At 46.9% G+C, this 14,033-nt stretch carries 13 protein-coding genes; 10 read left to right on the top strand and 3 right to left on the bottom strand.

Going from position 1 to position 14,033, the window contains the following annotated elements; genetic code table 11:
- Together IKG78_RS05895 and IKG78_RS05900 are read right to left on the bottom strand one after the other, a co-directional pair.
- Window positions 1–2,654 (bottom strand): Eco57I restriction-modification methylase domain-containing protein (locus tag IKG78_RS05895; protein ID WP_290940822.1); only part of this gene is annotated, 2,654 nt, incomplete at its 3' end.
- A 22-nt stretch (window positions 2,655–2,676) separates the two neighbouring features.
- Window positions 2,677–6,105, bottom strand: a complete 3,429-nt coding sequence (locus tag IKG78_RS05900) for a helicase-related protein (RefSeq protein ID WP_290940824.1) — start codon at window positions 6,103–6,105, stop codon at window positions 2,677–2,679.
- 239 nt (window positions 6,106–6,344) lie between these two features.
- Here IKG78_RS05900 and IKG78_RS05905 point away from each other — a divergent pair, with 239 nt between their 5' ends.
- Together IKG78_RS05905 and IKG78_RS05910 are read left to right on the top strand one after the other, a co-directional pair.
- Complete coding sequence (locus IKG78_RS05905; protein ID WP_290940827.1) at window positions 6,345–6,542, top strand: hypothetical protein; 198 nt, start codon at window positions 6,345–6,347, stop codon at window positions 6,540–6,542.
- A gap of 73 nt (window positions 6,543–6,615) precedes the next feature.
- Window positions 6,616–7,437: a hypothetical protein gene (locus IKG78_RS05910; protein WP_290940830.1), complete on the top strand. Its 822-nt coding sequence runs from the start codon at window positions 6,616–6,618 to the stop codon at window positions 7,435–7,437.
- Window positions 7,438–7,515: 78 nt separating this feature from the next.
- On the opposite strand, the gene IKG78_RS05915 is transcribed toward IKG78_RS05910, so the two are convergent.
- Window positions 7,516–8,658, bottom strand: coding sequence for a phospholipase D family protein (locus IKG78_RS05915; RefSeq protein WP_290940833.1), 1,143 nt, complete (start codon window positions 8,656–8,658; stop codon window positions 7,516–7,518).
- A gap of 159 nt (window positions 8,659–8,817) precedes the next feature.
- Between IKG78_RS05915 and IKG78_RS05920 the strand changes: the two genes are divergently transcribed.
- From IKG78_RS05920 to IKG78_RS05955, 8 genes are all read left to right on the top strand, one after another.
- Entirely contained in the window at window positions 8,818–9,936 is a 1,119-nt protein-coding gene (locus IKG78_RS05920; protein ID WP_290940835.1) for a DUF2213 domain-containing protein, read from the top strand.
- A 3-nt stretch (window positions 9,937–9,939) separates the two neighbouring features.
- Window positions 9,940–10,707: a hypothetical protein gene (locus IKG78_RS05925; protein WP_290940838.1), complete on the top strand. Its 768-nt coding sequence runs from the start codon at window positions 9,940–9,942 to the stop codon at window positions 10,705–10,707.
- Between the two features lie 11 nt (window positions 10,708–10,718).
- Window positions 10,719–11,636, top strand: a complete 918-nt coding sequence (locus IKG78_RS05930) for a major capsid family protein (protein ID WP_088656768.1) — start codon at window positions 10,719–10,721, stop codon at window positions 11,634–11,636.
- A gap of 111 nt (window positions 11,637–11,747) precedes the next feature.
- Window positions 11,748–12,098: a hypothetical protein gene (locus IKG78_RS05935; protein WP_290940842.1), complete on the top strand. Its 351-nt coding sequence runs from the start codon at window positions 11,748–11,750 to the stop codon at window positions 12,096–12,098.
- Window positions 12,095–12,505 (top strand): DUF4054 domain-containing protein, encoded by a 411-nt coding sequence (locus tag IKG78_RS05940; protein ID WP_290940845.1) that lies wholly within the window; start codon window positions 12,095–12,097, stop codon window positions 12,503–12,505. The genes IKG78_RS05935 and IKG78_RS05940 overlap by 4 nt, the downstream gene beginning before the upstream one ends.
- Window positions 12,506–12,524: 19 nt before the next feature.
- A complete protein-coding gene (locus tag IKG78_RS05945; protein WP_290940848.1) occupies window positions 12,525–12,857 on the top strand; it encodes a hypothetical protein in 333 nt (110 codons plus the stop codon).
- Entirely contained in the window at window positions 12,854–13,324 is a 471-nt protein-coding gene (locus IKG78_RS05950; RefSeq protein ID WP_074207716.1) for a hypothetical protein, read from the top strand. Before IKG78_RS05945 ends, IKG78_RS05950 begins: the two co-directional genes overlap by 4 nt.
- An 8-nt stretch (window positions 13,325–13,332) precedes the next feature.
- Window positions 13,333–14,033 (top strand): hypothetical protein (locus IKG78_RS05955; RefSeq protein ID WP_290940851.1); only part of this gene is annotated, 701 nt, incomplete at its 3' end.

A 14,033-nucleotide genomic window follows, 5' to 3' on the forward strand; every position in this document is an offset into this window, starting at 1 on the left:
ATGGTTATATTCCAGTTTTTAAGTGGCTTGCCTATTTTCTCTATTTTCTGTTTAATCGTTTGTTCTAAAGAAGACAGTATAACCCAACTGTCAGAATTATTAAAATTCATATCGGTTGAATTTTGCTGAACGTAAACGCTCAATTTTTTTAAGTCATCTTTACTCATGTTCTTTGTCACACAAGCAACAGTCTTGTGTTTATTCTCCGTCTTTTGATATAACAATATGTTTGTATCAACAGTCGCGGAATCAAAAACTTTTACTCCAGCAAAATCAATTAGTATTCTAGGATTGGTGTGATTAGCAAAAAGTTCACGTAATTTCTCACCGTAAGCGGCACGCATCCACTTATTACTGGTAATAAAGCAGCAGAGTCCATCATCACTTAGCAGTTGCAAAGCTTTTTCATAGAAAAGGCAATAAATATCACCAGTCTTTGCAAAACTAGAAAAGCCACATTTTTCGTACATGGCGGCGAGTTTACCACCATCCTTTTGCAACTGAATGTACGGAGGATTGCCGATTACAATATCGAAACCACCACGGTCCATCACAACATCGCTGAAACAGAATTTCCAGTCAAAGAAGTTTATATCTGTCTTCGCTCTCTCCGCGTACGTTGCTCCGCTGTAATATAAAGCCGTTGCTAGTTCATCTATTTTCTTGATTAAGGATGAAATTTCCTTTTGCTGTCGTTTGATTTCGTCAAACTCTTTTTGCGCCTTTGCATTTAGACCTCCGGCAAAACCTAAACTTAATTGTTCATAGGGATTTTCTTTTAACGAGGCCAGTTCTGCGGAGAAAATGGATTTTAACGTATCAAGAGTCAATTTCTTGATTTCAATCTCTTTGTTGTATTTATCCTTTCCAGACAGGCTGTAAAATTCTTGACGCAAATCCACAAGTTCATTCAAATTCTTCTGCACAGTAACGCCCGCGGAAACACGTTCGCCTTTACCCGTTTTAGTATTATCAAGGCTCATTTCCACATAATGGCCATCGAATGTTGAAATGAGGCTATTTCCCTGCATAAATTTATAATCAAAGTTCGGCAGGGGTTCCGGTTCATCACTATTTACAACGATGGAAAGCCAAAAACGAAGTCGAGCAATATCAATCGCGCCCTTTTCAATATCTACACCATAAATGTTATTCTGAATAATATCCTTCTTCAATCGGGCGATTTCATTTGCATCTTTATTCTTTCGAGGATAGAGAGCGAGCCTTATTCTTAGCAACAGATTCAGCATTCCCATCGGGAACGCACCACTGCCTATTGCAGGGTCACAAATCTTTACGTTTTCAATGAGCTTGAGTAGCAGACGTTTGTTTTCTTCGATTTCCTCCGGGATGTTTTCATCGTCAAGATTTTCAATGAATTTCCGAATAATCTTTTCCTTTATCCCAGACTTTTCGCTCAAGTAAGCAATGATGGACTCGCTGCACATATAGAGCACTTCTTCTTTGGGAGTATAAAAGGCGCCTTTACCCTTATTATCTTCAAGAAGGCTTTCAAAAATAACACTCAACATTTCCGGGTCAATGCCCATTTCTTCGTCATTGGGGTCGTTTTCATCCACAGTGAAGTTGTATTCACTAAAGAAGTCAAACAGTTTTTCAAAGTAATCTTCCGGGAATTTTGCGTCCCTCTTATCAAGTTCATCCTGTTCGAACAAACCACCATTCAAATAAGGAATCGAGGAAAGACCAGGAATAGCCGCAGTGCTCCAACCCATTTCCTTGAATTTCTCGGAACGCATTCTCTGCGGAGTGTTTAGTACGCCAAAGAACAACGGTTCAAGTACATTATCCAAGAAATCCTTTTTCTCGCTTGTTTCATCAAAAAGTTTCGTTAAATACTTTTTGTCGCCATTCAACCAGCCTTTTCGTTCCAAGAAATACAGGAACACCAAACGGCCCATCATTTTCTTTACATAGTCACGAAGGGGCTTGTATTTTGTCTTGTAAATTTCCTCAACATCATTTTCATCATCCCCGGTATCATATTTGGCAATGACCGTTTTAAAGCTCTTTTGCATTGCCGGAGTGATAATCATATATTCAACGAAGGAGTTGTAAAGTTCCTCGTACTTGTCAAAAAATTCTTTAGAAAGAGCTTCAACAGAAAAAGCATTTATCAAATCATCGTCCGTCTTCTTGGAATTGGCGAGTATTTCAAATCGTTCCGTTGCCGTTCTAGGATTGTGTTCATTGCCAAAAACGTAGGTGTATCTTTTGGCGGAGGTCGTATTCTTTAGTGTTCCCTCCTTGTGGAGATAAGAGAAACGCCATTCCTTATTTTCACAATCTTTGTAATGGAAAACAATAAACGCATGGGAATACTGGGACAGCGCAGACCTTATAAGGCGCTGGATGCCAACCCTGGAACGAGAAATATCCGAGGTATTTTTCAAGGTCACATCGAACAACTCAATATCTTCCGATTTGATATTGCTTATCGTTCCGATATTCAGAATAGACGAAACATTTGCTATATCCGCAGCGGCCTTTGATTCGCTTGTCACCAGTTGTTCCGGCACATCCTTCTTTTCAAAGCATTCCTCGCCGAAGATAGGATAAATGATGTTTTCTATGAAATTATCAATTCCAGAGAAATCACCCGTAAGAACTGTTTTAACCTGTTTCTTGTCCATTGTTTTGTCCCTTGTATAATTCCTAGTTCATTTCGTAAAGCGCGATATACGCTTCGCCTTTTTTCAACTTGGCCTTTTCCGTAACGGTCTTGAACGCATTCTTGACCCAATCGTTTACGTCGCTATTCAAGCCGAACATTGACGCGCCAGAACGGTCGTAATCTTCTTCCCATTTCAGCACAGCCTTAATCACATCGACATTCTTATCCTTTACTGCTCTTTCAGCAGCCTTCAAGGAAGCAAACGCGGCATCATCTGTAAGCATTAAGCGGATTTTTGCAATAGCAGCCAGGGCATTTTTCTGCTTATCGTTAATGTCTTTCGCATGAATGGAGTGAGTGATGTGTTTGCTGAACTCAATGATTGCAGAATCCTTCATTGTTTCGTAAAGTTCACGACTTTCAGGCTTAACGAAAATATTCAACGAATTTGTTTTCAAGTAGTCAGCAAATTCAAGTGGAGAAACCGTTTTGATATTGCCCTTATCATCAGCAAAAAGATTCAACATTCCCTGCTGGAGCGAACGTACCGCGAAGCAACCGTTTGTACAATCCTGTCGCAACTGTCCGCCCATGTTATCCATCGGCATTTCCATGAGCTCCTTGAAGCGTTCTGCATTATTTTCCTGGAACTGTTTCAATTCCGAAATAAACTTGCTATAAGGCGATTCCTCGCCATCAAAGTTTTGGGTGAAATTCGCCTCGGAGATTTCTTCGTCCTCGCTGAAAATTTTGCTATCCTCGCCAAACATCGTGTGGAATGTTTGCAGCTTAGCAAAAGCGATTTCAATAAGCATCAACTGTTCATTTCCCGTTGCGCTGGGATAGAAATTGTAAACATAGACAAAAGGCTCTTTAGAACCAATTCGGTTCACACGGCCAATGCGCTGCATCAATTTTGTCGCATTCCAGGGTGTGTCATAATTGAGGATTGTGTTTGAACGATGTAGGTTTACACCTTCTGCAAGAACTTCTGTCGTGATGATAACATCGTAATCATCTTTCATTTCACCTTTGTAGTTCGCGTCAAAGTTCTGCTTAATCACTTCCTTCATCGCATCGCGATTGGCGGCAGAAATGGCGAGAGGACGAAGCCTTCTGTTTTTGGGAAGATGAATTGCCTTTACGACTTTTTCCAGTTCTTTCATCGTATCAACGGCTTCCGTAAAGATAACCAGTTTTTGGGAGGTGTTCTTTCGCTTATCAAAAAATTCTTCTCTTAAACATTCCTTAAACTGTTCCAGCTTCGGGTCAACGGAAACACGATTCCAACGTTTGCATAAGCCGTCCAGAATCCGTTCATCTTCTCTCAAACGCTCAAGATATTCCTCTCGGAAATCGTCAGCCCTGTATTCGCGATTATTGCCTTGCTTCTTTTCAATTCTGCTACGGATGTTTTCACAGACAGAATCAAAAGGCAACGGTTCATCATTCTTGTCGAAAAACTCACGATTTACATCAATATCAGGGCAGATAAAGACGACATTTCGTTCAAGCATCTTTATCATGTTCTTTGTTGCATCCCATAGAGCACAAAGAGTATTCTTGAAAGCAGGCAAGCTGCTTTCCAAACGTTTCACAAGCAGTTTTTTCATCATTGAAGCCAGCTGCTCGGTCGTCATGTCAACAGTCAAGTTGTTCTTTTCGTAGAACTTCTTGTTTTCTTCGTCCTTAAAATACCTAATCGCCTGATAGCGGTGATACCCCAAATGTTTGGTATTATCCAGTAGATTCAATTCATTGGGCGGCAAAATCGCCTGAATGGTATTATAGAACAAATCTGCCAATTCCAAATCCATGATGTAGTCTATTCTCTTTGGCCCCCTCAATTCAGGGAAGGTCAAATCTTCATTGTATTTGGAGTAGTATTTCTTAATATCTGTTCGAGTTCTTCTAACCAGGAGCTGGTCAAGAACCTTTTCGCGAATCTGTTTAGAAAGGTATTTGAGGCGAATCTTTGCTTCACGCCTATCTTCCAGTTTTCTACACTGTTGGAACTCCTTCTCCATGTTGCTAAAGAAGGAATCGAGTTTTCCGCCCTCAATCGTCGGCAACTTCGTGTTATTCGGATTCCTCTCGAAGAACTTGATTTGATTGTAAATGTCCTGCGGCGAGTTGTTCTGCGGAGTGGCAGAAAGCAGCCCGACAAAAGGAGCGATATGTTGCTGAGCAATTCTCGAAATCAGGTTGTCCAAGTCTTGATACTTTTTCGTCTTGTGGTTTCTAAAATTATGGCTTTCGTCTATGATGATAAGGCCATATTCCTTATCCTTCAGGCTTTCCGTGAACGCACCATCATCATTTCCATCTTCATCATCGTCCGTCAAAAGATTTCCGATACTGCCCGTCGTGATAAAGTCAATGTAAGGCGTAATTGCAGTCGGGGCATCTTCATCAAAATCTCTAATCGTGTCCAACCAGCCGGACTTAATCGCGGGAGGTGTTACGATAAGCACATTTGCAGAACGGCCCTCATAGGAAGCGTGTTCCTCGATAAACTTTTTAATAATCAATGTTCCGACAACAGTCTTTCCAAGCCCCACAACGTCCGAAAGAATAAACCCGTTGTACTGCTTCATAATAAAGAAGCACTGCTTTACTGCGTCCAGCTGGTAAGTAAAACTCTTGTAATCCTTGGGAAGATAGGATTTCAACGTTGTATCTTGACTACTGTCGGCAATGTCGCCGAACTGATTTTGAAGATAACGGATATATAGCTCATACGGCGTATAAGCCCATGTCGGTTCTGATTCTTCTTCAAGTTCCTTTTGAGCCTTTTCACCAATCGGGGCTTTTTTTAGAATCTGTTCCAGGAACACCTTATTCCAGCATTCAGACAGTTCCCATTTTTCATAAAACCAAAAACGATGGCCCTTTGCAGGGGCGCCTTCTTTGGGCTCCGCTAGAACAAAGGAAGAGTCATTGTCAAAGTGGTTGAGTTCGGCATTTCCTTGCAAGCCCTTGGCTGTAAAATTGCTGCTGCCGATAAGGCCATAGGAATGGTCCTTATACTTGAATATGTAGCACTTAGAATGAAGAAACTGTGTTTCGTCTTTTTCGTTTTTACGAAAGATGCGAATTTGGATTTTAGAATTTTCGCTGTTATCGCAATACTTCAACAGGAGTTTTACGGCATTCTGAAATTCGTCTTTCAGCTCCAGGCTTTCAATGTCCGTTCTAATAAAATCATCTGGGAAGGTAGCGTCCTTATATTTAGGCTCCTTGAGTTGGTTCGCATAAACATAAGGGTCCTTCCCGATGAGCAAATTGAACCGCGTGTCTGGCTGTTGTAAGAACGCATCCAATTCAGCCTGAATTAAGGCAAGTCCAGGAATGTCCCAATAACCCGTGGCAATATCCACCTCTTGCAGACCAGGTTCCATCAAACACTGTTTTAGCGTCTCAACCATGGAAAGCGAAGAAGATGAATTATCGACGAGCGTTTTGAACATTATGACCCATTCCTTTTTTGAACACCATAATAGTATTTTCGATTACACTACAATCAAAGGATTTTTGAATTTTCTTTGATTTTTTCAATTTATATTCAATTTCAAGTCACAAAGTGTCAAAAGGAGCGTTTTTTGTAAAAAAACATCCTTTAAACCTAACTAAATTAGGTTTTGCGCATTCATTAAGCAACAACTGTTTGCACGCTTGGAACCATCTTTTTACTAGCTTGCATCCTATTATGAACGAATACAAACTTTGGCTTATGGTCTGGATGCTCCGCATCCTTCTATTCATCAAGCTCTGCGTCGTGTTTGCGGCGTTCTTTTTCGTAAGAAACTACAAGCACATAAAGGAAAATGGCTTCAACGACATTTTCTTTTGCTGGCAGACCTGGTGGAGAGCCAGCGTGACCCTATACAGGGAACTGATGCGCTAATCTTTTCCTATATTGGAAGGAGCATTTCATCCTTATAACAAGTTCTCCAAAATTGCAAAACAGGAGTCAACACATGGTCAAATACGCTTGGTTGTTTATCTTCATACTTCTGTTCGCAGGATGCAACGAGGAAAAGGAGTTCTTGACGCCTTCATCCGATAAAATCGTGATAGACGTAACGCATAAGGACATTTCGTTTGACGGTGAAAAGGTTGGTGAACCGATTAAGGACATAGAAGAAGACAAGTCGCATTCGCTTACAATTTTGCCATTGGACAAAAAATTAAGAAAAATGAACCCCAGACCCGCCACGGCCCACATTCACATCGGCGGACTGAACAGTTTCAAAGCGCTCACGCGCACCATAGTAACGGCACATATATTCGGATTTAAGGATATTAAGGTCGCTCTCGGAAAAGATTTCAAGAACCCTATTTCTCCATATTTGTACAATAATGAACGGGATAACAATCACCCATGCCGTGGCCCGAGAGGAATAATTCGTCAATTACTCAACGAGAAAGCGGAAGCTGGCATGACAGCTGACGAGAAATATCAAAAAAGATTGAAGGAACTCGAAAAAGACCGCGAGTGTGCCGAAAACTACATGGAGCTGAATTTTACTTATTTCAACGACAAAGACTCCGTTTCTTTCGCCGTTAGCCTGAATGAAATTGGAGTTGTCGGAACAAACAAGTACACAAAATTCACAAACGAAATGGAATTGTGGAGTTATATTGAAGAACTACGTTCCAGGGAAAATTTGCAGAACAAACTCGACAAAGACGAAATCATGTTTATCGCGAAAGAAAAAACAACTATCAACGAAATTGCTCCATACCTAATACACTTATCCCAAATGGGTTATTCATTAAAGTTCGGAACAATGTACTAATCTTTCCCATCCATTTTCGCCCCGCCTCAAAGCGGGATTTTCTCTAACCAGCAAAAAAAATCTTTGTTTGAATTTTACTTAGAGCTGCATCAAAATATCCAGCTCTGCAAGATTATTCACAAAAGGTTTATTTTCTTTCACGACACTTCTTAGACGTGTTGCTAAGTCAATATACTTCTTACCTTCACTTCCACCTCTATCTAATTTCCATCCAATGTTCTTAACCCATTGATTTACGGGGTCGTCCAGCAAGGGATATGTGTTTGGGAAGAACTGACATAACATTTCTGAAAGCCAAGCTTTTCTTGCCGGATTTTTCTTTCTTTTTAATCTATCAATTTGTTCTGCTACAATCTTATCCAATTCAAAAACACTGCATTTTTCGGATTTTTTATAAATAAACATAAATGCATTCGTCGCTTCATGCCAATTAGCCTTAGAACAACTTCTTTCAACGCCGTTGTTTTGAAATCTAAATTGATTTTCTTCATCAAATCTAGCATGCCATATCTCGCAAAAATCTTCCCAGAATTTTTTATTTGATAAACGCCCGGCTGCATTTTCTTTCATCAAATCAAATAGTTTTGCTTTATATCTCTTGAAAACTTTCATCTGCTTTCGGCGACCTTCAAGCCATTTCCTGCTTTCAGAGTTTTGAGGCAATCTCACATCAAAGACTTTTTCGTTAGGCTCTTTTTTCCCATTCTTGGACTTATAAACAACTTTTGATTCCTCATAGGAATCAATCCAGCTTTGAGACATTACTTGAGACTCGTCGCTTCTATCCTTGAACCATTCCACTATTCTTTCGTAGTCTTTCGCTTCAATTTCGTTCTTTACATTTATCTCATAGTTTTTGTTCAATGCTGCGCTTGTGAGATTTGAAGAACCTATGAGACTAAAGAACTTTTCGTCTTTTTTCCAAACAAGTACCTTCGGGTGAAATGTACTCTGCTGTTCAAAGGGAAATGCGTATATGTGAGACCTAAGAGACTCCGGCAACCATTTCATCAAATCCCTGCAAGCCTGTTTCTTTGTCAATCCAAAGTGAGTTCCAATAATGGCGACAAACTGCTTGCAACTTCCCAGTTTGACTTTGCTAAAACTCCATTCCGTCAAAAAAGCTGTTGCTAAATAGATTTCATCCGCTTCCTGGAATACCTTGGTATAAACATCTTTCAGGCTCTCGTTGTCTTCGGGGTTCAAGAATATTTTGGCCATATCCGTCTCCATTTCGTTTTCAAACAATATAAGTCATTGAATTAGCCTCTACAAACCACATACCGCGCTTGTAGCGCGTTTTTTGGTGTTTTTGGGGCTATTTATAAGCCTTTAGGCGAAAACGCCTTGTAGAGCGTTCCTGCCGCTAGTTTTGGCGACATGAACGAATCGTTCCGCGACTATAAGGACTTCGACCAGACGGTTTTCACCCGTACCCCCGAAGGGTATCTCACGGGCAAAATCCGCGTCACTGGTGCTGGCGTGTTCAGCTACAGAACCGCCGAAGGTTTGAAGCGCAGGCTGCGCCCGGTCACGGAAGTTTCTGCTCAAGACAGCATTTCAACACTCAACTGCAAGCCCGTAACCCTGCTCCACCCGATGGAGGACGTTTCCCCGGAGAACGCGAAGAAGCTCCAGGTCGGATTCACCGCCAACGATGCAAGCTGGGACGGGCTGAACGCCTATGTCACAATGACAGTCACGGATGCCGACGCCATCAGGGAAATGCTTGATGGCCATGTCCGCGCCGTTTCATGCGGCTACGATGCCGAACTCTACAAGGACAGCGGCAACTGGCAGGGCGTCGATTACGACGAGGTGATGAAGAATATCCGCTGCAACCATATCGCGCTTGTACGCGAGGGACGCGCTGGGGACGGTGTGCGTTTCAGAATCGGCGACAGCTCCGACTTCGACCGAATCTTTTGCGAAAACGATAACGCCCGCCAACGGGCAGGAGAAAACACCATGGGTAGAAAATTCATTATCGACGGTGCGGAATACGAGGCCGATGAAAAGGTCATCTACACGCTCCACGAGACTGAAAAGGCGCGTGACAGCGCAATCGAATCCAACAAGGCCCTCAAATCCCAGCTTGACGCCATGACCGCAGCCAGGGATGCAGCCATCACCGAGCGCGACCAGCTCAAGGCATCGCTCAAGGACGAAAAGGAAATCGCCCGTCTCGTTGACGAGAAGGTCGCCTTTATCGCCAAGGCGCAGAAGCTCGGCATCGACATTAAGGCCCAGGATTCCGTGGAAGCCATCAAGGGCGCCATCATCAAGAAAGCCTACCCCGAAATGGTGCTTGACGGAAAGAGCGCCGACTACCTCCAGGGCGCCTACGAAGCCGCCATGCAGAAACTGGGCGACTCCGCACAGAAAAGCTCCCCGTTCGCTCCCAGCATGGAAAAGCTCAACGACGCTCTCGATACCGACGCGGCTTTCAACGCCATGAACGAGAAAATCAACTCCGCTTCCATCAAGAAGGAGGGCTAGCACATGGCATTTGAAACTACCCCGTTCGGGGCGATAGCAGCCCCCGGTCTTGCGTTCCCGTTCGTAACGCACTCCATCGAGACAGGCATCCTCCAAGAGGATAAGGACAGCGAGGGCGGATTTGCGCTCTGGGCAAAGAAAGGTGTCGCTGGCGAAGCTGGAAAGGTCTATGTCAACCAGCCTGCAGGTAGCGAGGCCGTAGCCCGTGTTCTCGAACTCGAACCCGTAATGACCACGGCAAGCACCGGCACCGTATCGGTCAAGGTTGATGGCGAAACCGTAGCCACGGCGAGCGTCACCAGCGAATCCACCGTTGCAACGCTTCTCACAGCCCTTGCTAGCGCCTGGAACAGTGAAAGCGACTACACCGCCGAAGCAAGCGAAACCAAGCTCACGATAACGGCAAAGACAGCTGGCGCGGAAGCCAACGCCGACGTGTTCAGCGCCGAATATAGCGAGGACTGCGGCTTTGGCGGCGACGTAAACCAGGTCACTGCTGGCGCCTCCGCAGAGTCCGCTGGCGTGTTCATCGGCATCGCCCAAAGAACGATGTTCAACGACTCCTACAAGGCGGGAATGACAGTCAATGTGCTCAAGAAGGGACGCATCTGGGTTCGCGTTCTCGGCGAGGTCGTTTCCGGGGATGCCGCCTACGTCAACAACACGAACAACGCTTTCACCGCCACGTCCACGGGCGGCACGCAAATCGTGGGCGGAACCTTCAAGAGCGACGCTGCCGACGGCGGACTCGCTGAACTGGAAATCGCATAAGGAGAACAGGCATGATTTTTCAAGACAGCGAACTGAACAAACTCTCCCGTCTGTTCAACCAGATTATAAACGAAACCTACGGGCTTGAACGCGAATCTCTCGACGCGCTTTCGTTCATCCCTCCCCAGGCTGGAATTGGACAGTGGCTCCGCACATGGACCTACAAGGTTCTTTCGGAAATGGGCATCGCCAAGCTCATTTCGGACTATGCGGAAGACCTGCCGCCCGTTTCCCGTGCGCTGGAACTCAAGACCAACGAAATCCGCGAATACGGCGTTTCCTATGGCTACAGCGAGTTTGAACTCATGCAGTGGCTCACCGCTGGCATCGACCTTTCCCGTGACGAGGCGGAAACTGCCCGTCGCAAGATTGACGAGAAGGTGGACGAGGTGCTGTTTGTCGGCGACAAGGACGCGAATACCACGGGTTTCCTCAACAACGCCAACGTGCCGATGGTCGTCGTTCCTACCGGAGCTGGCGGCGGAACCGCCATCAGGGGCAAGACCCTGCTCGAAATCATAGCCACGTTCCAGGCGATGATTGACACCGTCCGCAACAACACCAGGCGCACAGTCAAGGCGGACACTGTTCTCCTGCCCCACGACGCTTTCGTCTATCTGTCCACTACGCCCAAGGACGAAACGGGCGGCGACCTCACCATCCTCGAATACCTCAAGAAGGTTTTCGCGAGCCAGGGACTTGTCAACTGGAAGGAGTGCGCCAAGCTGGACGAAGCTGGCGAGGGCGGCACCACGCGAGCCGTTATCTACAAGTACAGTCCCAGCGTCCTTACGCGCTGCATCCCCATCCCGTTCAAGCAGGATGAACCGCAGAAGAAATCGCTGCACTACATGGTTCCCTGCTACGCGAGAATCGGCGGTGTCGCGTTCAAGAACATCAACGCCGTCGCATACGCCGACGGCCTGTAAGAATCCATCCGTCCCCAAACGGCTCCATCACCCCGCAACGCCCGTAGCTTTGCTGCGCGGGGCGGTGGAGCTTCCTTTTTCCGCACTTCCGAGGCTCTCACCATGCTCGTAATGAACAACCAGAAACGAACAGTCCACATCGGCTCTATCCTGCTTCTTCCCGGCTCCAACATAGTCGCGGACGGCAGCATCGACGAGACCCACCCTGTCATTAGGGCGCTGCGCGATTCCGGCAAGCTCGTTTTCGAGCATAAAGTCACGGCCAACGTCGCGGCGAGCGCCATTTCCAGGGCAAGCACGCGACAGGTCGTTGACGACATTGAAAAGACGCAGAAGAAGCCCAACAGCTCCGTAAAGAAGGCTGCTGCCGCGAGACGGACTGAACTGGACGAGTTCGACGCCGAATGGGAAGAAGCGAAGAAGAAACAGCAGGAACAGCAAAAGGCGGCAACGGCCCTATGATTCCGCTTCCCATAGACGACCAGCAGAAAGCTGAACTGGTGGCGTACCTTCCCCAGGAATATGCGCAGAGTCCGCGCCTTGACGCATGGATTCTCGGCGCTTCGCATCACGTAGGCGCCTGCTACTTCAAGAAAGCCTACGTCTATGCGCTTTCGCTCATGGTCGCGCACATCGCGGCACTGGAAGGGCGTGGAAGCGACGGCGAGGCCGGAGCCATAGCGAGCAAGCGCGAGGGCGACATTGCCGTTTCCTTCGGCTCGACGAAATCGGAGGGTGACGACGGCTGGCTTTCCTCTACCAGCTTCGGACAACAGTTCCTCCTTCTCAAGAAACAGTATTCGCCGCGTCCGCAAGTCACGGGCGGCGTTCCTCTACGGGGGTTCTGCGGTGGCCACCCTATTCGCTAGGACATTCACCTATCACGAAATGTCCAAGCCCACGCTGGACAGCTTCGGGAACATGGTCGAAGGGACATTCACGACGCGCACGGTGCGCGGCACGATACAGCCCGTCACGGGCGAAGAAGCGATTGCCTACCAGGAGGGCGGAAGGAATACGGGCGTCGTCAAAATCTACTCCAGCGAAAGGCTCGCGGCGAGAACACAGGAAGGGACGGAAGCAATCGGCTACGTGAAACAGGGAGGCTTTTGGTATGAAATTACGGATGAACTTGTCTTTGGAAACCTTCCTAAGATTACTCATTGGAAGTATATCGCTTGCAAGGTTCCTGCGGCACAAGTCCCGAAAGGACTGCAATGACCGTTGACGAACTCAAGGGCGCAATCTGCAAGTACTTCAACGACAGCGCGGAATTTTCCGCGCCGTTTGTCAAGAGTCCGACGAACAGCCCCGCGCCCGTCGGCAAATATGTTTCCGTCGGCATTGACGGCGTCCGCCAATATGGCGAGAAGTTCACGCCCCCGCCCGGAAACCACCACTACCGTTTTTCACAGGTCGCGACAGTCCATTTCGTCGAGGTTGAAGGCGACGGGGACACGCTCAGGGCGATTCGCAACGAATTGCAGCTCCCCGCATTTATCGAATACGCCCGGAACAACGGCTTCACGGTCTGGGACTTCACCAATATCGAGAAAATCGACACCTACGACGGCGACTTCTACGTGCGCCAATGGCGCTTCACGGCAACGCTCAACTTCATCGACAAGACACCCTCCGGCATTGAACGGATTGAGACCGTCCACCCGCTGGAACTGCAACCCATCTAGGAGGCAAAATGGCCCAGATAATCGACTCAATCGTCAAGATAAGCATAAACGAGGCGATTTCAACCGTCTCGACGACAAGCGTAAACACGCTTGCGCTGGTAGGCCCCGCCTCCAGCGAGGCGGAAAACCCGCCCGACTTCCTCGAATGTTCATCCGCCGAGGATGCGGAAGTTTTCGGCACCGACTCCCTGCTCTACGGCATGGTCGAAAGCGCTTTCGCACAGGACGCCTGCCCCGCGAAAATCGTCGCCATCAACGCTGAATCCTTCTCCGACGCCCTTGACGCAGTAAAGGCTGCGGAAGCCGCCAAGCTCAACTTCTACCACATCGTCGCCAAGTTCGGTGACGATACAATCCCCGCCGCGTCCGCTTTCACGGGGAACGGCGGCTGGAACGGCTATCTCGGCGCGAACTTCAAGATTGTCCACCTGGAACTCAACGACACCTCCGCTGACTTCGCCTCCATCAGGGCGCTCGCCCAGGCGCTTGTCGCGAGCACCAGCGACCGCGTGGCACTCTACCAGCACGCGGGAGCAGGGAACCTCGCGGCGGCTCTCGTCTCGAACCGCTGCGCACTGGACTCGGCGCGTGGCAGTTTCGCCCACAAGAAGGTCAAGGGCGTGGAATACGATTCCTATACCAAGTCCCAGTACGACGCGCTCGTTTCGGACTGCATCAACGTCTATACGGTCGCCGCTGGCGAGGCGCG

The sequence above is a fragment of the Fibrobacter sp. genome, assembly GCF_017545445.1.
In the GTDB taxonomy this organism is placed as follows: domain Bacteria; phylum Fibrobacterota; class Fibrobacteria; order Fibrobacterales; family Fibrobacteraceae; genus Fibrobacter.